General features: G+C 42.0%; 23 protein-coding genes and 3 pseudogenes. 15 read left to right on the forward strand and 11 right to left on the reverse strand.

The window, feature by feature from the left end; translation table 11 throughout:
- The 4 genes and pseudogenes from H8A87_RS19980 to H8A87_RS15595 all read left to right on the forward strand — a co-directional run.
- Positions 1-1,454, forward strand: a pseudogene (locus tag H8A87_RS19980) (phage tail protein); the annotation flags it as partial.
- Complete coding sequence (locus tag H8A87_RS15585) at positions 1,451-1,957, forward strand: phage tail protein (protein ID WP_198690850.1); 507 nt, start codon at positions 1,451-1,453, stop codon at positions 1,955-1,957. The pseudogene H8A87_RS19980 and the gene H8A87_RS15585, both read left to right, overlap by 4 nt.
- The gene (locus H8A87_RS20340) at positions 1,954-3,480 is read left to right on the forward strand and encodes a phage late control D family protein (RefSeq protein ID WP_198690851.1); all 1,527 of its coding nucleotides are present in this window, start codon (positions 1,954-1,956) and stop codon (positions 3,478-3,480) included. Before H8A87_RS15585 ends, H8A87_RS20340 begins: the two co-directional genes overlap by 4 nt.
- Positions 3,481-3,572: 92 nt before the next feature.
- Entirely contained in the window at positions 3,573-3,809 is a 237-nt protein-coding gene (locus H8A87_RS15595; RefSeq protein WP_198690852.1) for an ogr/Delta-like zinc finger family protein, read from the forward strand.
- A gap of 159 nt (positions 3,810-3,968) precedes the next feature.
- On the opposite strand, the gene H8A87_RS15600 is transcribed toward H8A87_RS15595, so the two are convergent.
- Complete coding sequence (locus H8A87_RS15600) at positions 3,969-4,187, reverse strand: YdcH family protein (RefSeq protein ID WP_198690853.1); 219 nt, start codon at positions 4,185-4,187, stop codon at positions 3,969-3,971.
- Positions 4,188-4,457: 270 nt separating this feature from the next.
- On the opposite strand from H8A87_RS15600, the gene eco reads away from it, so the two are divergent.
- The 3 genes from eco (at position 4,458) to H8A87_RS15615 (ending at position 6,505) form a co-directional block, all read left to right on the forward strand.
- On the forward strand, positions 4,458-4,934 hold the full coding sequence (gene eco / locus H8A87_RS15605) for a serine protease inhibitor ecotin (RefSeq protein ID WP_198690854.1): 477 nt from the start codon (positions 4,458-4,460) through the stop codon (positions 4,932-4,934).
- 308 nt (positions 4,935-5,242) lie between these two features.
- Entirely contained in the window at positions 5,243-5,950 is a 708-nt protein-coding gene (gene aqpZ, locus H8A87_RS15610; protein WP_198690855.1) for an aquaporin Z, read from the forward strand.
- A gap of 99 nt (positions 5,951-6,049) precedes the next feature.
- Positions 6,050-6,505 (forward strand): GNAT family N-acetyltransferase, encoded by a 456-nt coding sequence (locus H8A87_RS15615; RefSeq protein ID WP_232370289.1) that lies wholly within the window; start codon positions 6,050-6,052, stop codon positions 6,503-6,505.
- Here H8A87_RS15615 and H8A87_RS20525 read toward each other — a convergent pair.
- Positions 6,470-6,721 carry an ATP-dependent Clp protease proteolytic subunit gene (locus tag H8A87_RS20525; RefSeq protein WP_198690856.1) on the reverse strand — a complete coding sequence of 84 codons (252 nt, stop codon included), beginning with the start codon at positions 6,719-6,721 and terminating at the stop codon, positions 6,470-6,472. The genes H8A87_RS15615 and H8A87_RS20525 overlap by 36 nt on opposite strands.
- A 618-nt stretch (positions 6,722-7,339) precedes the next feature.
- Here H8A87_RS20525 and pvcA point away from each other — a divergent pair.
- The 3 genes from pvcA to H8A87_RS15635 are packed head-to-tail and all read left to right on the forward strand — an operon-like array spanning position 7,340 to position 10,572.
- The gene (gene pvcA, locus H8A87_RS15625; RefSeq protein WP_198690857.1) at positions 7,340-8,347 is read left to right on the forward strand and encodes an L-tyrosine isonitrile synthase; all 1,008 of its coding nucleotides are present in this window, start codon (positions 7,340-7,342) and stop codon (positions 8,345-8,347) included.
- 35 nt (positions 8,348-8,382) lie between these two features.
- Positions 8,383-9,282 (forward strand): tyrosine isonitrile desaturase/decarboxylase, encoded by a 900-nt coding sequence (pvcB, locus tag H8A87_RS15630; RefSeq protein ID WP_198690858.1) that lies wholly within the window; start codon positions 8,383-8,385, stop codon positions 9,280-9,282.
- A gap of 3 nt (positions 9,283-9,285) precedes the next feature.
- Complete coding sequence (locus H8A87_RS15635) at positions 9,286-10,572, forward strand: glycosyltransferase (RefSeq protein ID WP_198690859.1); 1,287 nt, start codon at positions 9,286-9,288, stop codon at positions 10,570-10,572.
- Between the two features lie 99 nt (positions 10,573-10,671).
- On the opposite strand, the gene H8A87_RS15640 is transcribed toward H8A87_RS15635, so the two are convergent.
- Together H8A87_RS15640 and H8A87_RS15645 are read right to left on the reverse strand one after the other, a co-directional pair.
- Positions 10,672-11,253 (reverse strand): YceI family protein, encoded by a 582-nt coding sequence (locus H8A87_RS15640; RefSeq protein WP_198690883.1) that lies wholly within the window; start codon positions 11,251-11,253, stop codon positions 10,672-10,674.
- Between the two features lie 48 nt (positions 11,254-11,301).
- The gene (locus tag H8A87_RS15645; RefSeq protein ID WP_198690860.1) at positions 11,302-11,862 is read right to left on the reverse strand and encodes a cytochrome b; all 561 of its coding nucleotides are present in this window, start codon (positions 11,860-11,862) and stop codon (positions 11,302-11,304) included.
- Between the two features lie 491 nt (positions 11,863-12,353).
- On the opposite strand from H8A87_RS15645, the gene H8A87_RS15650 reads away from it, so the two are divergent.
- The 3 genes from H8A87_RS15650 to H8A87_RS15660 all read left to right on the forward strand — a co-directional run bounded on the left by H8A87_RS15650 (position 12,354) and on the right by H8A87_RS15660 (position 14,236).
- A complete protein-coding gene (locus tag H8A87_RS15650) occupies positions 12,354-12,983 on the forward strand; it encodes a glutathione S-transferase family protein (protein ID WP_198690861.1) in 630 nt (209 codons plus the stop codon).
- 183 nt (positions 12,984-13,166) lie between these two features.
- Complete coding sequence (locus H8A87_RS15655; protein WP_198690862.1) at positions 13,167-13,502, forward strand: hypothetical protein; 336 nt, start codon at positions 13,167-13,169, stop codon at positions 13,500-13,502.
- 428 nt (positions 13,503-13,930) lie between these two features.
- Positions 13,931-14,236: a porin family protein gene (locus H8A87_RS15660; RefSeq protein ID WP_198690863.1), complete on the forward strand. Its 306-nt coding sequence runs from the start codon at positions 13,931-13,933 to the stop codon at positions 14,234-14,236.
- Positions 14,237-14,306: 70 nt separating this feature from the next.
- Here the strand turns inward: H8A87_RS15660 and H8A87_RS15665 are convergent, their stop codons facing one another.
- The 4 genes from H8A87_RS15665 to prpB all read right to left on the reverse strand — a co-directional run bounded on the left by H8A87_RS15665 (position 14,307) and on the right by prpB (position 19,817).
- Positions 14,307-16,193: a propionate--CoA ligase gene (locus H8A87_RS15665; RefSeq protein ID WP_198690864.1), complete on the reverse strand. Its 1,887-nt coding sequence runs from the start codon at positions 16,191-16,193 to the stop codon at positions 14,307-14,309.
- Positions 16,194-16,269: 76 nt separating this feature from the next.
- On the reverse strand, positions 16,270-17,721 hold the full coding sequence (locus H8A87_RS15670) for a bifunctional 2-methylcitrate dehydratase/aconitate hydratase (RefSeq protein WP_198690865.1): 1,452 nt from the start codon (positions 17,719-17,721) through the stop codon (positions 16,270-16,272).
- A gap of 22 nt (positions 17,722-17,743) precedes the next feature.
- Positions 17,744-18,919, reverse strand: coding sequence for a bifunctional 2-methylcitrate synthase/citrate synthase (prpC, locus tag H8A87_RS15675; protein WP_198690866.1), 1,176 nt, complete (start codon positions 18,917-18,919; stop codon positions 17,744-17,746).
- Positions 18,912-19,817, reverse strand: coding sequence for a methylisocitrate lyase (gene prpB, locus H8A87_RS15680; RefSeq protein WP_198690867.1), 906 nt, complete (start codon positions 19,815-19,817; stop codon positions 18,912-18,914). Before prpB ends, prpC begins: the two co-directional genes overlap by 8 nt.
- A gap of 299 nt (positions 19,818-20,116) precedes the next feature.
- On the opposite strand from prpB, the gene prpR reads away from it, so the two are divergent.
- Entirely contained in the window at positions 20,117-21,772 is a 1,656-nt protein-coding gene (gene prpR, locus H8A87_RS15685) for a propionate catabolism operon regulatory protein PrpR (RefSeq protein ID WP_198690868.1), read from the forward strand.
- Between the two features lie 158 nt (positions 21,773-21,930).
- Positions 21,931-22,695, forward strand: a complete 765-nt coding sequence (locus tag H8A87_RS15690; RefSeq protein WP_198690869.1) for an aminoglycoside adenylyltransferase family protein — start codon at positions 21,931-21,933, stop codon at positions 22,693-22,695.
- A 131-nt stretch (positions 22,696-22,826) separates the two neighbouring features.
- Here the strand turns inward: H8A87_RS15690 and H8A87_RS19995 are convergent.
- From H8A87_RS19995 to H8A87_RS15705, 3 genes and pseudogenes are all read right to left on the reverse strand, one after another.
- Positions 22,827-22,985 (reverse strand): annotated as a pseudogene (locus H8A87_RS19995) (integrase core domain-containing protein); the annotation flags it as partial.
- A 197-nt stretch (positions 22,986-23,182) separates the two neighbouring features.
- The gene (locus tag H8A87_RS15700) at positions 23,183-24,430 is read right to left on the reverse strand and encodes a hypothetical protein (protein WP_198690871.1); all 1,248 of its coding nucleotides are present in this window, start codon (positions 24,428-24,430) and stop codon (positions 23,183-23,185) included.
- 388 nt (positions 24,431-24,818) lie between these two features.
- A pseudogene (locus H8A87_RS15705) lies at positions 24,819-25,427 on the reverse strand (pyridoxal-phosphate dependent enzyme); the annotation flags it as partial.
- Positions 25,428-25,449 lie beyond the last annotated feature (22 nt).

Consider the following 25,449-nt stretch of genomic DNA (forward strand, 5'->3'; position numbering starts at 1 on the left):
TAACAGCTCCTTTAGATGTATTCACTCAGGTTGGCGCTCAGGCTCTGGAAGATTTAAGAGCCAATATGAATAGATTTGCGGAAGTGGGCATTCAGGCTCTGGAAAACTTAAAAGCTGGTTTGAAGGTATTTGCGCAATTAGGAGCTGAGGCTTTGGAAGCGCTACGAGCCACCATGGAATTTTTTGGTAAAACCGGAACGAAGGTTTTTGGCTCAATGAATGAAGGTGCTGATTTGCTATCTAGCAAAGGAGGTAAAGATACTTTTGCAACGCAAAGAAAGGGCTTGGGGATATTGGGAAATATTGGTCAAAAAGTTTTTGGCGTTTTGGGTAGCGGAATAAATATTCTGGCCAGCGTTGGCGTAAAAGGATTATCTTTTTTAAGTAATGCTTTCAGTGTATTAGGTAAAGCCATGTTGTTTATTGGCCGGGCTATGATGGCAAACCCAATTCTTGCCATTATCGGTGTTATCGCAATGGCTGCTATTTATATTTGGCAGAATTGGGAATCATTGGGGCCAAAATTTGCCGCTTTGTGGGAAAACATCAAAAATTTCTGTAGCAATGCATGGCAAGGGATTAAAGACGGAATCAGTGCAGCATGGGAAGGTATTAAAAGTTATTTCATGAATGGTGGGTTAATCGGCATTATCTACCAAAACTGGGAAACAATTAAACAAAGTGCTTCAGAAGCTTGGGAATCGATTAAAGCTAAAATAAGTGAAACTTGGGAATCGGTTAAACAGAATACACTGGAAATCTGGGAAAACGTCAAAAAATCAATTTCAGATAAATGGAATGAGATTGTTGCTGATGTTCAGGCTATTCCAGAAAAATTAAAAGCTGCGGGTTCGGAAATGATTGACAGTCTGTTAACAGGCATTCAAGAAAAATGGGAGGCTTTGAAAGGTAAGATTTCCTCCATTACTGACATATTTAAATCATGGTGGTCAGGTGATGATAAAAAGGAAGTTACGGTAAAAACTTCTCAGGAAATAACCCAAAGTGAATCCGCTGAAAAAGCGAAGCAAGTTAGTGGTCTTTATGATGACGGTGGTTTTATTCCCGCAGGAAAAATAGGTATTGCCGGTGAATATGGCCCTGAACTTATTAATGGCCCAGCGAATGTTACCAGTCGGAAAAACACGGCGAAGCTTGCTGCTGTGGGGCTTGCTGTCAGCTCAATGTCATTGCCTGTTGCGGCGCAGGATGCACCGCTGCATGCGCAAAGTTTGCCTGCTCACACCTATGAAGCTGTTCAGGCGAAGAGGGAGCGGAGTCAACCACAGCAATATGGTGGTGCGCCGCAATATAACATCTATGTCTATGGATCTCAGGGACAGTCCGCGCAGGATATTGCCCGTATGGTCAGACAGGAACTGGAACAACGGGAACGTATGCAGCAAGCCCGTATGCGTAGCTCATATTCTGATAGGGAGGAATTCTTCTCATGATGGCCGCACTTGGTTTGTTTGTTTTTATGCTGAAAACAACACCATATCAGACTTTCCAATATAAACAGAGTTGGCGACATGCCTTCAATAGCCGCGTGGGAGCGCGGCCTGCATGGCAGTTTGTTGGATCAGATAACGATACGATAACGTTGTCGGGTGAACTCTACCCTGAATTGACGGGGGGATCTCTTTCTCTGACTGCGTTGAAGTTGATGGCAGACAGCGGTAAGGCATGGTCTTTTATTGATGGAAGTGGTTCGATTTATGGAATGTTCATTATCGAAAGTATTGATGAAACAAAAACGGAATTTATGTCTGGTGGGGCAGCGAGAAAAATCAGCTTTACGCTGACCTTACGGCGTGTTGACAACAATCTGTTTGAAATGTTGGGAGATTTGCAGGATCAACTTTCTGACATAAAGAAAGAGTTGCCTAATTTGCCGAAGAAAATTTCTGATTTCAACAATGAGGTTGTCGATAAAGTCAAGGGAGTATTCTCATGATCGATTCTGAAAAGTGGATACCGGATACAGATTGGATTCCTCAATTTGATTTGGTCACCGGAAAAGCTAGTAAGCCTGCTTTTCGTCTGGAAATCAACAATAAGGATATCAGTGGGCGAATTCAGTCGCGTCTGATGTCGTTAACGCTGACGGATAACCGTGGCTTGGAATCAGACCAGCTTGATATTGAGGTTGATGACGTAGATGGCATGCTGAGGCTGCCTTCCCGCGGCGATATTCTCACATTGGAACTGGGGTGGCATGGTCACCCCTTAACGCCAAAGGGAAAATTTGTCGTTGATGAAATTGAACACGTCGGTGCACCTGACAGGTTGACTATTCGTGCCCGTAGCGCGGATTTTCGTGGTGATCTGAATGTCAAACGCGAAAAGTCTTATCATAAACACACGTTAGAGAACATTGTGAGTACGATTGCCACAAGAAACCAACTGAAATTTAAAATCAGTGGGGAATTGAAAGGCATCTCCATGCATATCGATCAGACTAATGAATCTGACGTGAGCTTTTTGACACGAGTGGCAAAGCAGGAGGGGGCGATTGCCTCGGTCAAAAATGGAGAATTGCTGTTTATTCTCCAAGGACAGAATAAAACGGCGAGTGGTCAGGATATTCCACTTGTACTGATTACTCGTAACTCAGGGGACAGTCATCGGTTTTCTCTGTCCGATCGTGAAGCCTATACTGGTGTCGATGTCCAGTGGCTGGATACACGTACAGCCACTAAGCAGACGGTTAAATTGAGGCGAATAGAATCAAAGGACGGAAAAGCCGAAATTCACATTAAATATGAAAGCAGCGAGAATAAATCATCTGACAAGGGTGCTTCTCAAAAAGACAACAGACCCTCCCAAAAAGAGGACAGTTCTTCCAAAAAAAAAGAACCTCAATCCTCTAAAAATGGAAAAGATCTTAAACGCAAATCATTTGGTGATGTCAATCTTGCTAAGTCTGGCAAAGTGAGTCTAACTAAGCCTGACAAAGTCAATTCGGCGAAGAAAAACCACAAAGCTAAAGGTAGAGAAAAACCGACTTATATTAAAAATGAACACAAAGGAAAAAACAGAGGTAACGGAAGTATTGATGTAGAAAAGAGAACCGACAGAGAAACAAGTCTCGATATTGAGGGAAGCATATCTCATGAGGAGAGGAGTGAGTCGACGACTGAACATCATCAAACAACAACGGTGAAGCAAGAATCTGCAAGCTATTTGGTGGGAACCCAAGAGAATATTCTGACCCTTTCGCGCATTTATGCTAACAAGGAAAGTGCAGAACGTGCCGCTAAAGCAGCCTGGGAGAAAATGCAGAGAGGAGCAGCACAGTTTTCTATCACGTTGGCGATGGGACGTGCTGACATTTACCCAGAAACGCCTATTCAGTTGGAGGGATTCAAGCAGGAAATTGATGGGACACATTGGACGCTGGTCAAAGTAACACACATGCTCAATGACAGTGGTTTTACGACATCATTAGATCTCGAAATAAAAATCGATGAAGTTTAAATGAGTGTTTGATCTTGATGTGAGATCTTTGGTATATTGTTCACCAGACGAGATAGTGTTATTTCGATGTTATTTCAAGAAAGGTGAACAATATGATTAAGTGTCCTCTGTGTAGTCAGTCAGCGCATACTCGTAGCAGCTTCGAGCATTCAAGCCAAACAAAGGAGCGCTATAACCAATGTCAGAACATCAATTGTGGAGCAACGTTCGTCAGCCATGAAACCTTTGTACGTTTCATTTCTAAGCCAGGTGAAGTCGAGAATGCCACGCCGCATCCAAGGGCAAAAACCAAGAGACAACCTCGCCAGAAAACGGCTGCCGCGCAGTAATCAATGTAAAAAACATAAATAACGATAAAACCATTGCTCCAGTTTTTGCCACCGTTATGGTGGCTTTTTTATGGATTTTGAATTGGAGGGGTTCTCTAATTGAGAACTTAATATGACGCCCACTTGTTAACAAAGCAGGCGTTAAAACCATTGGCAGGGTTACTTCTGAGATTCTGCCTGTAAAATCCTTTGCATTTCATCTTTGATGTGTAGTTTTTCTTTTTTCAGACGTACAACTTTATCGCTGTAGCCAGTTCCATTTGGGCCTTCAAGTTGGATTATCTCGTGGTTAAGTCGGTTATGTTTATCAAACAAGGATTGGAAGCGAGGGTGAGATTCTTTCAGATTGGATACTAAATCACGATATTCTGGAAACATGAGACCTCCTATACGAAATTTACTACCACACCTTATAAGTGTAGCAGCCCATTGTAATATCAGATTTGAGAGATATCACATAAAAAAGATCTGGTAATACCTGTTCACCTAACTGATGATTAATAAAAGTTAACATTTATTTTAGATGAATAGATTTCCTCTTTACCTAATAGTAGTAAAAATCAGTACCTTGCCAAAAAAACATAATTTACCTTAGTCTTTTTGTTGTTATGATCCAGTTTCCTTTTCGAATACATCCAGAGGTGATATATGAAAAAATATCTATTCCCTTTAGCTGCTTTGATGGTATCGACTTCTGTTTTCGCTGATAAAAAACTTGAAGATGTAGCACCTTATCCTGCTGCTTCTGAGGGAATGGTTCGTAGTGTGATTGAGCTTCCTCAGCAAGAACAGGAAAACAACTACAGGGTTGAGTTGATGATTGGCAAGGATATGAAAGTGGATTGTAACCACCACTGGTTTGGTGGTCAGCTGAAGACTAAAACGCTGCAAGGGTGGGGATTTGATTATTATGTACTAAATAACGTCACTGGCCCAGCTTCAACAAAAATGGCATGTCAAGATCAAGAAAAAACAGTGCGTTTTGTTCAGGTTCAGTTAGGTAAAGATGCGTTTATACGTTATAACAGCAAATTACCTATTGTAGTATATACGCCAAAATCGATGACAGTAAAATATCGTATTTGGCAGGCATCAGATGAAGTCAAGACGGCAGTAATAAAATAATCTATTGATTAGGTAAGTCAACAACCTGAGTTTTCGTTATATTAAACTCAGGTTGTTGGGTTTATGACTATTGGTACTTCGTTTTTCAGATTAATTGACCTTTAACAGTCAAAAATGTTTTCTCCATACTATTTATCATCAAGTTAACAATAAAACAGTTCATAATGAACTGATTCTTGAATCTACGTTAATGATGTTTGTCGCTCCTTTATTTTCTGTCTGTGATTCCTTGCCCATATTTAAAAATATTAACTAAACTGTTTTGGGATTCTTTTGCATTCATGCAAATATCATCGAGGAATCGTAGAATGTTTAAAAAATTATCGGCAGAGTTTTTTGGTACTTTTTGGTTGGTGTTTGGTGGATGTGGTAGTGCTGTTTTAGCTGCGGCATTTCCTCAGCTGGGGATTGGTTTTGTGGGCGTATCTCTGGCTTTTGGTTTAACTGTGTTGACGATGGCGTATGCCGTGGGGCATATTTCAGGAGGGCATTTTAACCCAGCGGTAACATTGGGATTATTTGCGGGAGGGCGTATTTCTGCAAAAGATGTGATTCCTTATATCATTGCCCAAGTGATTGGAGGAATTGCAGCGGCGGCGGTGCTTTATCTTATCGCCAGCGGTAAAAGTGGTTTTGATGCAACAGCGAGTGGTTTTGCATCTAATGGTTACGGTGACCATTCTCCTGGTGGTTTTTCATTACAAGCTGCAATTATTATTGAGTTAGTATTAACAGCATTTTTCTTGATCGTAATTCTTGGATCAACAGACAAAAATGCGCCAGCAGGATTCGCGCCATTAGCAATTGGTTTAGCATTGACACTTATTCATTTAATCAGTATTCCTGTGACAAATACATCTGTTAACCCGGCAAGAAGTACAGCAGTTGCTATTTTCCAAGGAACCTGGGCATTGCAGCAACTTTGGGTATTTTGGCTGATTCCATTAATTGGTGGTGCTATCGGTGGGTTGATATACCGGACGCTATTACAGAGAGATGATTCACTCATCAACTAATATTCTCTCATTTTGACAAGCCATGCTATAACATGGCTTTTTTTTATCCCTGTTTATGGTAGATTTTATTCACAGTTCAATCTTTTCTTAAAAGGAAAAATGATGGAGAAAAATATAACATGGGAACAAGGCGAATATTGGATTACAACGGATAAAAGCAAAATTAATATTCATTTCGTACATAGTGAGTTAACGCAATTGTTTTGGGCGCGTGGTATTGAGTTTGAAAGAGTCGAAACCGCGATAGAAAATAGTTTATGTTTTGCATTATTTCATCGAGATAAAGAAATTGGTTTTGCAAGGTTAATAACTGATTTTGCAATGTTTGCGTATATTTCAGATGTATTTATTATTGATGAGTATCAGAAGAAAGGATTAGGGCGCTGGCTGGTAGAAAGTATTTTACAGCACCCAATTATTCCTTATGTGCAACATGTAACGTTGGTCACTTCTACAGCAGGTTGGCTTTATAAGAAACTTGGTTTTGAACCTGTCGTAGAGCAGGATTTTGTATGGACGTTAGATAAAACGAAAATACTTAAGGCTCCAGAATAAATGTTCAGAAACACAGGCGGTTATTGTTGGTTTTGGATAAGACCGCCTTACTCTTTCTAAGAAAGCCGGTAGCCCTGGCTCAGACACCTCCAGCTCATTCCAATGACTGATGATCTGCCCGATAATCCCATAATCATGAGCTTCTTCTGATTCCATCCAGTAATTACTATCGGTATCTTTTTGCCACTTTGTCGAAGGATTAGCCGATTGCTTCACTAATGAGTAACGGTTTTCTTTGTTAACAGCAAGGAAGATAGTAATACTAGTGCCTGAAACTCAACCCGTGCCATTCACCATAATTAATTTCTCTAGTGATAATAATTCAGTGTTATTTTATGGGTTAATTCTGTGTATATGGTGCAGTGGTTATGCTTTTTGTGAGTTTATTTTTAAATTCGTTATACGTTATTTTTTATTCTCGTAACAAATAATATTAGATGTCTAAATAATATTGGGTATCTAAATAATGTTGCTTTAGGAAGCCATTTGTACTGAAAATTTTGATTTTTGTTGAGGTTATATTATAAGGTCAAAAAAATTGAATTATTTTATTAAAATTTTTAATTGTTTTGTAAAACTATAATGTTATATATTTATGTGAGTAATTATTGTGTGGGTATAGAACGTCTAATAAAGTAAGATAAAGAACCTCAGTGTATTGATCTTCTGGTTTTTTATATATTATAACTTTTTATTCTATGAATTTTATTTCAAGACTTTACTTGTATTTATTAAAAAAGCATGTGAGCTGACAGTTAATGTACAGTAATCTTTACATCCTACCAATTTAAATTAACTGGTAGTACTGTGAATGTAATAAATTAGGAAAGAATTATGGAACGTATCGACATAGAAAAAGTGTCTAACAAGATTCTGCATGAGTTATTACAGTATCGGCGTCGTTTTCCAGAGTCTGGACATACCCTTCAATATGAAGAACAGAGGGTTTCTGAGGTTCAGCTTCCACGTATTCGTGCGTTTGTGGAACAAGGAAAGCCCATTGAATGTATTTTACCGGCGTTTCCGACAAAATCACCAAATCCTCGCAAAGTATTGGGTAAGATACCTGATATGGCGGAAAAACTATCGCTGATTTTTCTGAATTCTCTTTGTCAGCGTATTCAGCTTTATTATCCTCCTGGGGCTAATATTGTTATTTGTTCCGATGGACATGTATTCAGTGATCTTATTCACGTCGATGATAATACGATCACCCATTATCAATTGGAAATTGAAAAACTGTTGCATGAATTGGGTGCAACTCATCTTTCGGTTTTTAATCTCGGTAATGTTGAGTCACTCACGCAATATACCAATAATTATGATCAACTGCGTGAATTGTTGGTGAGTCGTTATGCCTCTTCAACAGAGGAAATTAAGGAGACGCTCAAAGAAAGCGAAGAAGGGGTACAGTTATACCGGGCAATTACGCGTTTTCTTTATGAAGATAGTTTATTGCCAGAATACACAGGTTCGAAAAATGCGCTGCAAAAAGATGCGCGTCAGCGCTCTGTTGGCGTTATCCAACGTAGCTGGGCGTGGGGTAATCTGCTGGCAGAGCAGTTTCCATTGGCGATCCGCCTTTCTATTCATCCTCAGCCCGTGGACGCTATCAAAATTGGTATTCATATGATGCCGACTCGGGATGATTGGTTGACGCCGTGGCATGGTGTGGCTGCCAACATTAACGGTCAGTTTGTGTTGATGAAAGGTGATGAAGTGAAAAAGATGAAGGGAAAGCTGATTGAAATTCGGGGTATTCCAAGTCATTACTTGATTGAAACGCTATCTGAAGAAAACCCGCAGACAGAATCCCAGACGGCGACAGCACAAGCAGAGTAACCAATTGGTATACCGCATTTTTGAGAGACAAAATCATGAATACATGTGAACTTGATTGCCATATTGAATTGGTGAAACCTTTTGGGGTGCTTATTACTCCTAATTACCCTGATCAGGATATTACCACACTGTCAGTTGATGCCTTGCGTGAATTGGCTCGTACTCATCTGCTGGTTGTATTACGTGGCTTTCACTCCGGTTTTACAGATAAAGAGAAATTGACGGAATATTCCAACCGCTGGGGAGAAATCATGATGTGGCCATTTGGTGCTGTATTGGATGTCATGGAGCACCCCGATCCGTCTGACCATGTGCTGGACAGTGGCAATTTGCCGTTGCACTGGGATGGAATGTATAGAGAGACGATCCCTGAATTTCAGATATTTCACTGTGTTTCTGCCCCTGAAGCTGCTCAAGGAGGACGTACTACGTTTGTCAACACTGAAAAATTAATTGGTGAAGCCAGTGCTGATGAACGTAATACATGGAAAAATACCACAATTACCTACCGCACAAGCCGAGTAACACATTATGGCGGAGAAGTGGTTTCCCCGTTGGTTTGTCTCCATCCCGACGGTAAAAAATGGGTGATGCGTTACAATGAGCCGATGGGAAAAGAAGATGTGAAGTATGCCGACCATCACTCTTTGAAGATAGATGGAGTGCCGCAGGAAGAGCAAAAAACATTTGAGGAAGTACTGTATAACCGATTGTATGATCCGCGTTATTTCTACGCTCATCAATGGCAGTCTGGTGACATCGCGATTTGCGATAACTTCACTTTATTACATGGGCGTGAAGCTTTTATTTCCCGTTCTCCTCGCCATATTCAGCGGGTACATATCCATGGCCTGCCTGTGTGTGAAAATCACAGCTTTCACACTATTTCCGTTCCCGATACTGCTTCAGTAGAAGGTGCCTTGAAGGAGGCTTGATTAATGTCTCGTATTGTTTTAGCTGCTGTTGCAACTCCCGGTCATGTTTTTCCAATATTTACTATTGCGGAGCATTTAATAGGACAGGGACATGATGTGACGATATTCAGTGGCTCTCTTTTTCAACAGCAGACGGAAGCGTTGGGAGCCAGTTTTGTTCCCTTCGATAAGCAAGTGGATGTTGACTATCGTTATCTGGAAAAATATTTTCCGGAGCGGGGAGAACTTCCACCGGGTAATGCTCAGATGGCACTGGCGGTAAGGCAGTTTTTTGCCGCCCCTATCCCTGTGTTGTCAGGCCAATTGATGCAAGTGCTGGAAGAAAGTCAAGCCGATCTCTTGATTATCGACAATACATTTTATGCGGCGTTGCCGTTATTGCAGAAACCGGTTGGAGAGCGTGTTCCAGTGATTGCCATTGGCGTTACACCGCTGTCATGGTCATCAAGAGATACCATATTCTGGGGGCCTCGTATTCCACCTGAATTGTTACCTGCTGATTTAACACGTGAGCAATTAGTGGATGAGGAAACGCATCTATTGATCGAACAGGTCAGGGCAGCATTCAATCAGGCACTGGCTGTGGTGGATTGTCCGCCACTGACGGGAGATCACAATGGTGTTCTGATGAGCCAAGTTGATCGTTTCCTGCAATTGGCAACGCAGTCATTTGAATTTACGCGTGATGATTTGCCAGAGACGGTGGAGTTTATCGGATCGTTGGGTGTGAAAGTAGAGGATGACAAGACCCAGATAAATTGGCCGGATGAAAGTTTGCCGTTGGTCTTGGTCACTCAGGGAACACTGGCAAATATTGATTTTAACCAATTGCTATTGCCTACTTTGCGCGCTTTGGCAACTTTGCCTGTTCGAGTCTTGGCGATTACGGGCGGCCGTTCTGTTGATGTTCTTGGAGAAAAAATCCCAGAAAATGCCAGAATGGTGGAGTATCTCAATTTTGAACACTGGCTTCCCCGCGCATCAATTTTTATTACCAATGGCGGCTATGGTTCACTGAATTCAGCTATTCGTCACGGTGTACCGCTGGTGGTTGCGGGAACCGGAGATGGTAAATTGGAAGCGGTTGCTCGCGTTATCTGGTCACGTTGTGGCATCAGCCTGCATACTGATACACCGAGTGAACAGCAATTATATCAGGCGGTAACAAGGATATTATCCTCCCCGATATGGCGTCAGCAGGCACAGATCATTAAGGCTGATTATGATGCCCATAATGCTTTGGAATCGATAGCATGCCATGTTAATAAACTGATTGCACAGCCGGCATGACGTGTTCCTGAATGGGGCGCAGATAATCGGGATATATCAGTTATAAAATAAAGATAAAAATAGAACGCGGCATGGTTTTACTGCCGCGTTCTATTATGATTAGGCTTTTTCCCTTACACCTTCAACGGTGATGATCAGTTCGACTTCCTGAGATTTTGGCCCCAAATCGCCTTTAATACTAAAATCCTTCAACTTGATTTTTCCATTGGCTTCAAAGCCCGCACGATATCCACCCCACGGATCTTTACCTTCTCCCATCAATTTGGCGTTCAGTGTCACGGGCTTGGTGACGCCATTTAATGTCAGATCGCCGATGATGGTGTAATTCTCCCCTGTTTTTTTGACCTCGGTTGAAGTGAATTTAGCTTCTGGATGTTTTGCTGTGTTCAAAAAATCAGGGCCACGCAGATGCTTATCACGTTCAGCATGGTTAGTATCGACACTATCTGTTTTAATAATGACATTGATTTTATCTGTAGCGGGATTTTGTGCGTCGAACGTAAATTTACCGTCAAATTTTCTGAAGTTACCGTAAAGCCAGCTCATACCCAAATGTTGGATGCGAAATTCAATAAAGGCGTGTTGGCCGGCAATATCGATTTTATAGTTAGCCGCCATTGCAGAGCTGGTACCCATCAATAAAACACCTGCTGTCAGGCCGATTAACGTTTTTTTAAACAATCTATTGTTAAACACAGTCTTTTTAAACATAGAGCAATTCTCCAGAAATTATTTTATATCGGAATTGAAACCAAACATTCTTTTTAGGGTGGTATCGCGGTCAATAAAGTGATGCTTTAACGCTGCAAGCCCATGCAGCAGGGAGAGCACTACAACAATCCAAGCAAGATAAAGATGGATAACGCCGGCAGTATCGGCCTGTATTCCTTGCCCTGTCAGCGTTGCGGGGAGTTCAAACCACCCAAAAACGCTGATAGATTCACCATCTGCGGTAGAAATCAGGTATCCGCTGGCTAAAATGCCAAACAGAACGACATAAAGCGTGAAATGTGCCAGTTTTGAACTGATGCGTGTAAAGAGGCTATAGCTTGCCAGCGGTTTTGGTGGTGGAGAGATAAACCGCCATATGACACGAATAACCATGACCATGAAGATAAATATACCGATACTCTTATGAAGTTCCGGTGCGCGATGATACCAAGTATCGTAATAGCTTAATGTCACCATCCATAATCCAAGAGCAAATATCCCGTAAACAGCCAGGGCGACTAACCAATGGATTAACACAGAAATATGACCAAAGCGTGTGGAAGTATTTTTTAACAGCATACTGTTTCCTTATTTTTGATCACCTAAAGCGTACTATCATCTAAAAGTGCCATAAACATTAATGAGAAAGTTTGGATATTATAGTAGATAAAAATGCAATTTGATTTCTGCAAATCTTAAGCAAATAATTTGTTTAAGAATGTCAAAATTTATCAATAATAAAATAGAGTCACAATCTTTTAAATAAAATAAATCTGGCTCTTGTTTTTGTTTATATTCTTTCTGGTTATTTTCTTATATCAAATTACTTGTACTTTATTTTATTTGGAAATTAAACTTTTTTTGGTTTTATTGTTATTGGCTGTATCTTCTTAATATTTAATATTCATTGATGTTAATGATTTAAGAAATAACCATGATAAAGAGATGAGTAATTTATTATTTTATCATGAAAATATAAATTTTATTGTCTATCTCTTTCTCTTTATTATGAGGTATTGTAATATTTTTTATGCAGTCACATCATTTCAATCACTATAGCGAGAAAGAAGATGTATACATTGTGGATAGCCAATAAAAATTACTCTTCCTGGTCATTGCGCCCGTGGATTTTGCTCAAGGCGTTGGATATTCCTTTTAACGAGCAGCTTAGTTATTTTGAAAATGGCAAAAGCAGCCATGAGAAATTTAAGGCATTTTCCCCTACGGGACGGGTTCCTTGCCTGATTGATGGGGAAATTACTGTTTGGGATTCGTTGGCGATTGCAGAATATATTGCTGAGGATCATGCTCAGGTCTGGCCATTAGATAAAACGGCTAAAGCATGGGCGAGAAGTGCGGCGGCGGAAATGCACTCCAGTTTTGCTACATTACGTCAAGTTTGCGCGATGAATTGTTCCATTCGAATTGAATTGGATGAAATAACGCCTGAATTGCAGCGTGATATTGACCGAATTGATGCTCTTTGGACAGAAGGGCTAACTAAATTTGGTGGCAAATGGTTGGCGGGAGATAAATTCACGGCAGTCGATGCATTTTATGCCCCAGTGGCTTTCCGCGCTCAAACCTATGGATTGAAACTTTCTGTTATCAGCCAGGGGTGGATTGATCGCATGTTGAAACTTCCGGCGATGATGGAATGGGTAGAGGCCTCAGTAAAAGAACCGAAAGTAACGCATTAATCTGCATTGTGTGATGTCTTATAAAATACAGGGTGCTTTGTGTGCCCTGATTTAAATCGTGTATTTTGTGGATAATTAAATACGTTATTATATTATTTTTATAACTTATAAGTCAGATGTTTATTTAAATTCATGTGAAAATAATTTCACTAAAAATTTGGTTTTTTGTTTATTTTTCCGGAGATGAATCAAACTTTTTCTGATGTAGTAAAAATATCAAAATCATTTCCAAAAGAATTGTATATACAACGGATAGCAACCGATAAAGAGATGCTTATTGCTTCTTATGGACAGAAAAAACACCAATCTTCAGTAGAAGACAGAGAGCGGGTCAAACAAGATATAGAGACAGTTATGGCTGATCTGGCTCAGAAATATGGTGATGATATTGTCTTGTTAGAATCTCCTGAAAATTCCAGTACTGATAAAGTTAAAATCTGTGAAATTTATATTTATGTGAATAAAAAATTCTTGAATTACCACCAGAAAGAGCGGCTCGCCTATATCGTTATTTCATGAGTCATATGTAATATACCCAATAGCTGTTAGCATTTCGCCAAGTCATGTTGACAGCTATGTAATCGAACATAATTATCATTTCACTTTAAAATCTTTAAAAATCAATAAACAAAAGAATTGACGGGAAATGTAGACAAAAAAAAGCTCCGTGTAGGAACGGAGCAGAAATGGGTAAAAGTAGCTGGGAAAATGTAGTACAGCTGCATAGTAACCCTACGCCATTAAATGCTAGTTAAACGAAAGGATATCACATAAAAATAGTGTGATATCAGGTTTCAAAAGACGTTGGGTGGGGTGCTATGAGTAACTAATTCACTAATCTAATCTTAAGAATATTATTGATTTCTTTCAGATTATCCCATCTTTGAATTATTTTTCCTTTAGTATAATGAGCGTTTGTAAAGACAATATAAACAATGGATAGTTGAATGAAAAAATCAATCGTGGTATCAGCCTTGACCACAGGTCTGTTATTTTGCTCATTGGCACAGGCAGAATCTAAAACTATTTCTTTGGGATATGCACATATCAAACCACAAGATGAAAAAGCATTAAAAGACGCAATCCTGAATTACCGTTATGAACTTAACAATGAGTGGGGAATATTGTCTTCATTTACAGAAGATGATGGTGATAATGCTATCGAACAGGGGGAAGTTATCCAAAAGCGCATTAGCATGGGGAACTATTCCTGTTTGCCAGAATACTTGGTATGGCCCATACCGCATAAATGATCCATTCATCAACAAAGGCCATACCAAATATCAGTCGTTATCATTGAGATAATCCTTCATCTGGTTATTTCTAATGAAAAACAGCGTCCCGAATGATTGCCAGTGAAGCAGGGTTCTCAATCAGAGCAATATCGCTTGGCTCACGCCCTTCACAAATGGCCTGCATAGTGCGGCGCAGCATTTTTCCTGAGCGAGTTTTGGGTAATTGAGTCACAAAATAGACGCGTGCCGGACGACCAACGCTGCCGATTTTTTTATCCACTAATACCATCAGTGCTGTTTCCAATTCAGCAAAATGGTCAGCACTCTGGATTTCCCGTCCTTCCTTGAGAACGGTAAAAGCAACTGCCGCCTGTCCCTTCACCTCATCTTTGATACCAATCACCGCGACTTCAGCCACATCTTCATGGCTGGCGATGCACTCTTCGATTTCTCGCGTTCCCAAACGATGGCCTGAAACATTAATCACATCATCTGAACGTCCCAGAATAAAGTAGTAACCGTCACTGTCACGAATTCCCCAGTCAAATGTCGAGTATACTTGTTGGTCAAAGTGCCTCCAGTAAGTATTAATAAAACGGGTATCGTCGCCATAGATGGTCTGGATACAGCCGGGGGGCAGAGGGCCTTTGATGACGAGCATGCCTTTTTCGTTATCGCTACACTCCTGACCGGTCAGTTCGTTGATCAGCTTGACGTTAAAGCCGTACATCGGGAACCCCGTGCTGCCAAATCGGCCTGGTCTATCGTCCAAGCTCCGTGCAATTGCCATAATTGGCCAACCTGTTTCAGTTTGCCAGTAATTATCAATCACGGGCACGTTAATGGTTTCGGTAATCCAGCGGGCAGTATGTTCGTCAAGAGGTTCCCCTGCTAAATAGAGTGTCTCAAGCGATGAAATATCATATTTGGCAATGCAATCCGTGGGATATTTTTTCAGGACACGAATGGCAGTAGGGGCAGAAAACATTCTTGTGACGCGATGTTTTTCGATAATTTGCCACCAAATACTGGCATCTGGGCGTATCGGTAGCCCTTCATACATGATGGTTGCCATACCGGCGAGCAGCGGTGCGTAGATAATATAAGAGTGTCCGACAACCCAGCCGATATCTGAGGTGCAGAAGAACACGCCACCCGCCTTACCGCCAAAAATAACGTCCATTGAAGTCGCCAGCGCCACGGCATAACCGCCGACATCTCGTTGGACGCCTTTTGGCGTTCCTGTTGTGCCCGATGTATAAAGCACACAGGACGTTTCATTGGATTCAAGCCATGTGACAGGAACTTCTGCATCAAAATATGCCCGTCGTAATGTGGCGAAATCTACATCTCTACCTTCCACCCAATTGATGTCAGCCAGCCCTCGATTCACCATTAAAACATGGCGTGGGGTGTGGCTTGCCAACTCAATGGCTTCATCCAGCAATGGTTTGTAGGGCATGATTTTACCTCCGCGTGAACCAGCATCCGCAGAGACGACCAGAACCGGTTCGGCGTTATCCAGTCGGGTGGCAAGACTATGGGAAGCAAAGCCGCCAAATACTACCGAATGGATCGCACCGATACGGGCGCAGGCCAGTAAAATAAACAGGGCTTCGGCCACCATTGGCATATAAACGACGACACGATCGCCTTTTTTTACGCCGAGTGAGAGCATTATGGCGGCAGCTCGGTTCACTTCTTGATGCAATTCTTTGTAGGTGAATACTCTTTCACTATCGGTTTCAGTTGAAATAGCAATCAGCGCCTTGGCATCGGGTTGGCTTTCCAGCCAGCGATCCAATGCGTTGTAGCAGAGATTGGTTTTTCCTCCGCAGAACCAGCGGGTAAAGGGGGGATTGCTGTGATCCAGCGCTGATTCAAAAGGTTGCTGCCAGTGTATCCGCTTTGCCTGCTCTGCCCAAAAGGCATTGGGATCATCAATCGAATGCTGATAGAAATCTTGGAATGGCATAATCTCTCCTGGCGCTATGCAGATGAGAGGTGGCTCTTAGAGTCAGAGCCGCCGAAAGCTGTTAGGTATATATAGATTATATAACGTACAAATCGAGGTATTCGTTTACAGGAGTGTCTCTCAAAAAAGCAAGATTAAGAGAGCGCGCCAGAATTTTTTGTTGTTGATCTTCAGGAAATTGACGTGCCAGATTGGTTTTGAATTTTTCCTCTAACAAAGGAATGCCATCTTTGCGGCGGCGGGCATGCCCAATCGGGAATTCAACTTTTACTTCATCAAGCTGAGTACCATCGGTAAATACCAGAGTCAGCGCGTTGGCAATAGAACGTTTTCCCGGATCATGGTAGTCATGGGTGAAATTGGGATCTTCGACGCAAACCATTTTTGCTCGCAAGACATCAATGCGTGGATCCGCAGCGATACCATCCTCATAATCCGCAGCCGCCAGACGGCCAAAAATCAGTGGAATGGCAACCATGTATTGAATGCAGTGATCTCTATCTGCCGGATTATTCAATGGGCCTTGTTTATCGATAATCCTGATACAGGCTTCATGGGTGCGGATAGTGATTTTGGCAATATCTTCGACACGCTTACCGTGTTCTGTCAGTTGATGATGTAGGCTCACTGCCGCTTCTACGGCCGTTTGTGAATGGAATTCTGCTGGAAAAGAGATTTTGAATAGCACATTTTCCATCACATAAGATCCATAAGGACGCTGGAATTTAAACGGCTGGCCATTGAATAGGGCATCATAAAACCCCCATGTTTTTGCTGTTAACACGGAGGGATATCCCATCTCACCTTTTTGCGCTATCAGCGCCAGACGCACAGCGCGAGAAGTGGCATCCCCCGCTGCCCAAGATTTACGAGAGCCGGTGTTGGGCGCATGGCGATAGGTTCTCAGGGATTGACCGTCAACCCACGCCAGTGAAACCGCACTTAATATTTCCTCACGTGCCAAACCCAACATTTGGGCGACAACTGCGGTGGAAGCCACTTTTACCAAGACCACATGATCCAAGCCGACTTTATTGAAGGCATTTTCCAAAGCCAGACAGCCTTGAATTTCGTGCGCCTTAATCATAGCGGTCAGTACATTCCACATAGTTAACGGTTTTTCCCCACGGGCAACCGCATTTCTTGACAGCCAATCGGCAGTGGCAAGTATGCCCCCAAGGTTATCGGACGGATGCCCCCATTCAGCCGCCAGCCAAGTGTCGTTGAAATCCAGCCAGCGAATCATCGCACCAATGTTGAACGCAGCCTGAACGGGATCGAGCTGGAATTGGGTTCCCGGTACGCGCGCACCGTTGGGCACAATCGTTCCCGGTACAATTGGCCCCAATAGTTTTGTGCAGGCGGGGTATTCCAGCGCTTCCAATCCGCAACCCAAGGTATCTATAAGACAGTGGTGGGCTGTAGCGTAAGCAATTGGGGACGTTATGGTGTAGTCCATGACATAATCCACAATATCCACAATCACCTGATCGTAATCAGGACGGTTGTTAACAACAGAGGTAGACATAATTAATCCTTAAATCGTTGAGCTATTTACGTTGATCAATCGGTATAAACGCCAAATTTTCAGGGCCGGTATAGTTAGCCGAAGGACGGATAATTTTGTTATCAATGCGTTGTTCAATAATGTGGGCCGCCCAGCCAGAAGTACGGGCAATCACAAACAGCGGCGTAAACATAGCAGTGGGAACGCCCATCATGTGATAGGACACCGCAGAGAACCAATCGAGATTCGGGAACATCTTCTTGTTATCCCACATCACGGACTCAATTCGATTCGCAATGTCATACATCTGGGTGGTACCTGCTTCTTGGGATAGTTGCAGGGAAATTTCTTTAATGACTTTATGGCGTGGATCGGAAACGGTATAAACCGGATGGCCAAAACCGATGATGACTTCTTTGCGTTCCAGACGGGCGATAATATCAGCCTCGGCCTGATCTAGCGTGTCATAACGCTGCTGGATTTCGAATGAAACTTCATTGGCGCCACCATGCTTTGGCCCACGCAGGGCACCGATACCTCCGATAATGGCTGAATAAGTATCTGACCCTGTGCCTGCAATCACGCGGCTGGTAAAGGTAGAGGCATTAAATTCATGCTCGGCATACAGGATCAGGGAGGTATGCATCGCTTTTTCCCATGATGCACGCGGTTTTTGACCATGCAGGAGATGGAGGAAGTGCCCGCCAATGGAATCATCATCGGTTTCAACGTCAATACGGCGCCCATTATGGCTGTAGTGATACCAATAAAGTAGTATTGAGCTGAGAGACGCCAGCAAGCGCTCGGCGATATCGCGGGCTCCTGTGAGATTGTGATCTTCTCTTTCTGGCAGGGTACAGCCCAGAACAGAAACGCCTGTGCGCATCACATCCATTGGGTGTGCGACTGCTGGCAGAGCTTCCAATGCGGCTTTAACGCTACTGGGCAGGCCACGCAGGGCTTTCAATTTGGCTTTGTAGGACGCGAGTTCTGCCTGGGAAGGAAGTTTATCGTGGATGAGCAAATAAGCTATTTCTTCAAACTCACAATGAGCGGCCAAATCGAGAATATCATAACCACGATAATGTAAATCGCTGCCGTTTTTACCCACTGTACAGAGCGCCGTATTACCTGCTGTAACGCCGGACAGGGCAACGGATTTTTTCGGTTTGAATGGAGTCGGTTCAGGAGATCCCGTTGTCGTATTTTGTTTACTCATGAGTATCACCTCTGCTGTTTTTCTGGGAAAACAGGGCATCCAGTTTTCGTTCAAAAGCGTAGTAGTTGATGCTTTCATAAAGTTCATTACGGGTTTGCATCATATCGATGACATTTTTCTGTGTTCCATCACGGCGCAGGGCGGTATAGACCTGTTCGGCAGCTTTATTCATGGCCCGAAATGCCGATAGTGGGTAAAGGGCAATGGCGACATCTACGCGTCTTAATTCTTCGATGGTAAAGAGCGGAGTAGCACCGAACTCGGTAATATTCGCCAAAATGGGAACCTGCGTTCTGGACGCGAATTCTTTATACATATGCAGTTCTGTAATTGCTTCAGGGAACAGCATATCCGCGCCCGCTTCAATATAAGCTGCGGCCCTGTCAAGCGCGGCATCCAATCCTTCCACCGCCAGCGCATCAGTGCGTGCCATAATGACAAAATTTGCATCGGTACGGGCATCAACGGCAGCTTTGATACGGTCTACCATCTCCTCTTTGGAGACAATTTCTTTATTTGGACGATGACCACAACGTTTAGCACTGACCTGATCTTCAATATGGATACCCGCAGCGCCTGCTTTAATAATAGAACGAATGGTGCGGGCAACATTGAATGCTGAGGAACCAAAGCCGATATCTGCATCCACAAGCAGTGGTAAATCACATACATCTGTGATGCGACGGATATCAGTCAACACATCATCCAGCGTAGAGATGCCTAAATCTGGCAGACCCAGCGAGCCGGCGGAAACACCACCACCTGAAAGATAAATGGCTTTGTAGCCTGCTCGTTTTGCCAGCAATGCATGGTTTGCATTGATAGTTCCGACCACTTGTAACGGAGATTCGGCTTCTATTGCTTGACGAAAAGCCAAACCTGAAGAATAAAATGCCATATATAACCTCATTGTTACTGAAATGAAACCAATTTGTATTCTGTTGTTATATAGGCAAGGTTTATGCCAAAGATTGAAAAGCAGAGAGGAAGTGAGGGGTTACTACAATAGTATTATTATTTTTTGTTTTAAATTAAATAGATAGAATAATTTGGCTTGATTGTATGATGACTGTGCATTTATTGGTTATAATGTATACTTGTTTCATATTGAATCCATTATGTTTCATTATTGTTTCAAATATGAATAGTGAAACATTTAGGTGAAATTATTGAAAAAGAAAGAGGGGAGGGAGAGATATGACGTCAGCACACACAGGGGAACGTGATAACAATAAACCGGTGATCTGGACAGTCTCTGTTTCCAGACTTTTCGATCTTTTCCGTGATATTACACCAGAATTTGATCACCAAGCTGATATCACTCCGATTCAGTTGGGGTTTGAACATGCTGTTCAACATATTCGCAAACGCCTGGAAACAGAACACTGCGATGCCGTGATTTGTGCGGGTTCTAATGGTGCATATTTGAAAAGCCGCTTATCCGTACCTGTGATTATTGCCAAAGCCAGCGGATTTGATTTTATGCAGGCATTGGCTCGTGCCCGGCAAATCAGTTCCCGAATTGGTGTCATTACTTACCAGAATACCCTGCCTGTAGTGGAAGAGTTTCAACAGAGTTTCAATTTGCGCATCGAACAACGTAGCTATGTGACGAAAGAAGACGCCAGAGCGCAGGTAAATGCTTTGAAAGCGATGGGGATCAAAGTCATTGTTGGTGCGGGGCTGATTACCGATCTTGCTTATGAAGCGGAGCTGGTGGGTGTTTTTATCTATTCTGCGGATTCCATCCGGCAGGCATTTCAGGATGCGTTGGAGATGGCCAGAATAACCAAACTCAATCAGGCAGTGATTTCGCCTTATCCGACGGAAGATAAGCTACGCACTCGTCATACGATCAGTGATATTAGGGGAAATTCTGCTGCGGTGGAACATGTGCGCAATACGATTATGCTGTATTCCCGCTCGACGGCCACAGTTTTGATTCAGGGAGAAAGTGGTACAGGAAAGGAGCTGGTGGCTCAGGCCATCCATCACGAATATGCTTTGCGTTATGGGCCGTTAGCAGGCAAACATCCACGACCGTTTGTGGCTGTTAACTGTGGTGCCATTGCGGAGTCTTTGCTGGAAGCAGAATTGTTTGGTTATGAAGAAGGCGCTTTCACAGGTTCCCGCCGCGGCGGTCGTGCGGGATTGTTTGAAGTTGCGCACAGAGGAACCTTATTTCTGGATGAAATTGGTGAAATGCCGTTGCCCTTACAAACACGGCTATTAAGGGTATTGGAGGAAAAGTCTGTCGTCAGGGTGGGGGGATATCGCCCGATTGCCGTTGATGTTCGGATTATCTGTGCCACTCATTGTGATTTGGATACGTGGGTGCGTGAAGGGCGTTTTCGGGCGGATTTGTTCTACCGCTTGAGTGTATTGCGGATTAACGTACCAGCATTGCGGGAAAGGGGAAACGATATTGGCTTACTGGCGATAGAATACCTACAGCGGGCATTCGCGGCGCTTAACTTACCTGTGTCATCGTCGAGGATACGGGAGTTTGCTGCTTGCCACGAAGCACTGCAATCCTATCATTGGCCGGGAAATGTGCGTGAACTGCGTAATTTGATGGAACGAATGGCACTTTACTTGAGTGCCCATTCTGAACAGGCTTTGACGCCTGAATTGATATTATCACTCTCACCTGAGCGTCAGATTGATATCAGTGGTATAAATAACAGGATGAAAATAGATCAAATTGAGTCGCCTATTCCTCTTAAAGAGATTCTTTCAGCGCATGATATTGTGGCGCGATTTTCAGGTAATCGACGAGCGGCCGCAGAATATCTGGGGGTTAGCCGCACGACGTTATGGCGGAGATTGAAACAGGAGAAAGCAGGAGATTAAAAAAAGCAGGAGATTAAAAATTATGATTTTCATTGTGTTGCCGCCGTTGCTTTGCAGCTTGAAATTTAGGGTATTAGGGAAATCTGGTTGACGGAGCTGCATGAGGAGATAAAATCCTCAGAAACATCATTCTAGCTATATCCAAGAGGAGCTGTTTAGTGACTATTCCTTCCGAAGCAGATAAGGCGTTGTTGATCGTCCAGAAGCGATTAGCGGAATCGCTGGTAGCTGTCTACCTTCATGGTTCGGCTGTGGTTGGTGGTCTTCGCCCCCGCAGCGACGTAGATTTGCTCGTGGTCATTGACCAGCCGATGACGTCTGAGGTTCGGGAATGTCTTGCTGCCGATTTAATGATGATATCGGGCCGACATCCTACTGATCCTGATGGACGTCGCCCTGTTGAATTGATTGTTTTCTTGCGCGCCGATCTCGATGTATCATTTTATCCTGCCCGGAGCGAATTCATTTACGGCGAGTGGCTGCGTCACGAATATGAGGTGGGAGAAATTCCCAAGCCTGTTTGTGATCCAGAACTTACCTTGGTGTTGGCTCAATCACGACAGGAAGCGATACCTCTGGTCGGCCCGAACGCAAGCAGTCTTCTACCAGCTATTCCAAGATCGGACATTCGCCGGGCTATTAAAGATGTCCTGCTGGATTTAATTGAGACGCTACAGGGAGATGAACGTAATGTTCTGCTAACACTGGCGCGTATGTGGCGAACACTAGTTACTGGAGAGTTTGTCTCTAAGGATGTTGCTGCCGATTGGGCTGCTGCTCGCCTTCCAGCCATACAGGCCGCAGTTTTAGCCGATGCGCGGGAGACCTATTTGAGAGGACGTGAAGAAGATTGGCGAAATCGCCAGCAAGAACTTCAGCTCACGGTAAGTTCACTGCACGATTGTGTGCTAACGAATCTATGACACTCCAATCATGCTGTCGCGATGTGTTCACAACATAAGCCCCGCGACAACATCCTGTACCTGCCGGAATACCATGTTGTGGTCAAGAAATTCAGGACACTTTTAGCCTTTTTTATTTGAGCCCCATAGATAGCAGGGGGCATTCTATCATTATGGCTATGGGGACGTCGCCAATTGTAATAGATCATCCATTTCGTAATATCTTTTATCGCCGATAGCATGTCTTCATAACCTTCCTGCGGGATCCATTCGCTTTTTAAACTACGGAATATCCTCTCCATCGGGCTGTTGACGCTCCTATGTCAATGCCCGTATCTGAATAAATCTTAAATCAGCCAGAATTAATGGATAAAGTTCATGAACAATATAATGTTTTAAGCAACGCAATATCCCTTCCATCTTTCAAGCTGTAGCTTTGTTGGCTACGCTACAGCTTGAAAGCTATTGAATATAGGGGACGGTGATGCTTGGTTATTAAAAATGGTTATTAAAAATCATCAAAAATGTGTTGTGCTTTAGCAAATATATCTACAGGAACCAATTCGATATGGTGGTTTTTTTTCCTCTCCATTAATTCTATGGCATATTTAAGTTCTGAATAAGTGATTGGGAAATTTCTTTCATTGGAGCCAATGTTTACATAATTACTATTTCGCCATTTATGATGAAAGTTTTTTGTATTCATATTGTCTATTTTTTTATTACCCGAATTATTGGTTTTTTCATTATTTGTGTCTTCATAGGTAAAGGGCGAATAACCCTGTATGTAAAATATAATTTTTTTTATGGGGGAGTTTGCGTTTTCTGCTTCTTGTTCGGCCCAATCAATTGATGCCTTACTTAATTTTCGTATAAAAGATTTTGCAAAACAATTCGCAATTAAATCACTGTGAGCGAACATTTCCTTATCTTCTTCAGTGACTTTTCTAGTATAATAACGATTACCTCTTTCATCTGCATCATTTATAAAATCTACGAGGTTTTCAAATCCTTTCTTATCACTTTCGAGAAATGAATTAAAGGCATTGGAAGTATATTCTCTATTTTCAATCTTATAGTTACCATAGAAAGAATGCTTAATAAAACTATTGCCTGAACGATTGGAATAGTCACTGGAATTAAATTTGTCTCTAATTTTATTTTCTTTAAATATGTCTATGGTTTCTGGTCCTATATTATATTGATTGTTCATTTTTTCTTTGAAAATATTATTATTTCTATCTGCATTATTAAGTGCATTTTTTGCCAGAAACCCAGCTTTGTAATTTTTATATTCTTTGTGATTTCCTGTTTTACTTTCATTTTCTCTTCGCCTATTTAAAGTGGCACTGACTGAAAGTTGATTTGTATTTTCTCTTAAAAAAACACTAAAGCTATTCAATAGATACTCTACTTTAACCCTGCTTATATTCAATTTTATTTTTTTTAAAAAATATTCTAGTTCTTTTTGTGATTTTCGTTGTGAGCCAGTGAATCCTCTTTGCGTTAATTCATAAAAATAACTAATGTGGCTATTGTGGTTCTTTTTTAAAAGAAAATCAGTTTGGCTATTGTTTTGTAAAAAATCATTAATCTTCTCAATATGGTTACCACCTCCTCCTATTAGTATTTTTAAGCTACAGAATAAATCATCCATAGTTATATAAATATCGCTAATGCTGGAGTTATTCATTTTCATTAAATAGGTTTTTAGATAATTTGAATGTCCATAAACAATAATAATATTTTTATTCATATTCTTACCTCTTTTAAACATAATATTTACTATTGACATTAAATTAATTTAATATTTGTTGTTTCCTGAAAGTTTCATAATTTGATTAGAGACTATAATTTTATATTTTTTATAAGAGGTGGCGAAAACTATGATTACCATTGATTTGATACTTTATCAACTGATATTACCATGCGATTTTAGGCCAAAATATTTGGCATAAACGTTATATCCTGAATAAGGTATTGAAACAGTAGCTATAAGTACTATTTGGTGGAATCGTCTATCAATATTGAGGTAACTTAACTAGGAGCTGCCATTATCTTCGTTAATTGAATCATTTTAATGACAAGCTCCATGTTTTTCTAATGCTAATCGGGTATTTTAATAGATGATCAAGAACCGTTAATTAGCTCTTATTGGTCAATAATTGAGCATATTGTTTCATGTCGATATTTCCGCCACTTAAAATAATCCCGATACGTTGCCCTTTCAATTGTTCCCGTATCGCTTTTGCAGCAGCGAAACCTAAACAGCCAGTAGGCTCGACAACGGTTTTCATTCTTTCCGCCAAAAAATACATGGCATCAATCAATTCATCATCCGAAGCTGTCAAAATGTCTTCGACCAGATGGCGAATGATGGTAAACGTGTGTAGCCCTAAATGCTGTGTTTGTGCGCCATCTGCAATAGTTTTTGGGGTATCGATACGGACGATTTCACCCTTCTTAAAAGATTGTTGACCATCATTACCGGCTGCTGGCTCTACACCAAAAACTCGGCATGTTGGCGACAAGTGAGCGGCAGACAGTGCTGACCCTGACAATAAACCGCCGCCACCGAGAGGTATAAATAGAGCATCCAGCTCGCCGACTTCTTCAAACAGCTCTTTGGCGGCTGTGCCTTGACCGGCAATAATATGTGGATGATCGAAAGGTGGGATGAGTGTCATGCCATGTTTTTCTGCCCATTGGCGGCCTATTTCTTCTCTATCTTCAGTATATCTATCGTAAAAAATGGTTATGTATTAAATAGTTAGT

The organism is Xenorhabdus lircayensis, from assembly GCF_016306625.1.
In the GTDB taxonomy this organism is placed as follows: domain Bacteria; phylum Pseudomonadota; class Gammaproteobacteria; order Enterobacterales; family Enterobacteriaceae; genus Xenorhabdus; species Xenorhabdus lircayensis.

Bases quoted from the DNA above. Each gene is read 5' to 3' on its own strand.
- H8A87_RS15585 (WP_198690850.1), top strand. From the start codon at position 1,451: ATGATGGCCGCACTTGGTTTGTTTGTTTTTATGCTGAAAACAACACCA.
- H8A87_RS20340 (WP_198690851.1), top strand. From the start codon at position 1,954: ATGATCGATTCTGAAAAGTGGATACCGGATACAGATTGGATTCCTCAA.
- H8A87_RS15595 (WP_198690852.1), top strand. From the start codon at position 3,573: ATGATTAAGTGTCCTCTGTGTAGTCAGTCAGCGCATACTCGTAGCAGC.
- H8A87_RS15600 (WP_198690853.1), bottom strand. From the start codon at position 4,187: ATGTTTCCAGAATATCGTGATTTAGTATCCAATCTGAAAGAATCTCAC.
- eco (WP_198690854.1), top strand. From the start codon at position 4,458: ATGAAAAAATATCTATTCCCTTTAGCTGCTTTGATGGTATCGACTTCT.
- aqpZ (WP_198690855.1), top strand. From the start codon at position 5,243: ATGTTTAAAAAATTATCGGCAGAGTTTTTTGGTACTTTTTGGTTGGTG.
- H8A87_RS15615 (WP_232370289.1), top strand. From the start codon at position 6,050: ATGATGGAGAAAAATATAACATGGGAACAAGGCGAATATTGGATTACA.
- pvcA (WP_198690857.1), top strand. From the start codon at position 7,340: ATGGAACGTATCGACATAGAAAAAGTGTCTAACAAGATTCTGCATGAG.
- pvcB (WP_198690858.1), top strand. From the start codon at position 8,383: ATGAATACATGTGAACTTGATTGCCATATTGAATTGGTGAAACCTTTT.
- H8A87_RS15635 (WP_198690859.1), top strand. From the start codon at position 9,286: ATGTCTCGTATTGTTTTAGCTGCTGTTGCAACTCCCGGTCATGTTTTT.
- H8A87_RS15645 (WP_198690860.1), bottom strand. From the start codon at position 11,862: ATGCTGTTAAAAAATACTTCCACACGCTTTGGTCATATTTCTGTGTTA.
- H8A87_RS15650 (WP_198690861.1), top strand. From the start codon at position 12,354: ATGTATACATTGTGGATAGCCAATAAAAATTACTCTTCCTGGTCATTG.
- H8A87_RS15655 (WP_198690862.1), top strand. From the start codon at position 13,167: ATGAATCAAACTTTTTCTGATGTAGTAAAAATATCAAAATCATTTCCA.
- H8A87_RS15660 (WP_198690863.1), top strand. From the start codon at position 13,931: ATGAAAAAATCAATCGTGGTATCAGCCTTGACCACAGGTCTGTTATTT.
- H8A87_RS15665 (WP_198690864.1), bottom strand. From the start codon at position 16,193: ATGCCATTCCAAGATTTCTATCAGCATTCGATTGATGATCCCAATGCC.
- H8A87_RS15670 (WP_198690865.1), bottom strand. From the start codon at position 17,721: ATGTCTACCTCTGTTGTTAACAACCGTCCTGATTACGATCAGGTGATT.
- prpC (WP_198690866.1), bottom strand. From the start codon at position 18,919: ATGAGTAAACAAAATACGACAACGGGATCTCCTGAACCGACTCCATTC.
- prpB (WP_198690867.1), bottom strand. From the start codon at position 19,817: ATGGCATTTTATTCTTCAGGTTTGGCTTTTCGTCAAGCAATAGAAGCC.
- prpR (WP_198690868.1), top strand. From the start codon at position 20,117: ATGACGTCAGCACACACAGGGGAACGTGATAACAATAAACCGGTGATC.
- H8A87_RS15700 (WP_198690871.1), bottom strand. From the start codon at position 24,430: ATGAATAAAAATATTATTATTGTTTATGGACATTCAAATTATCTAAAA.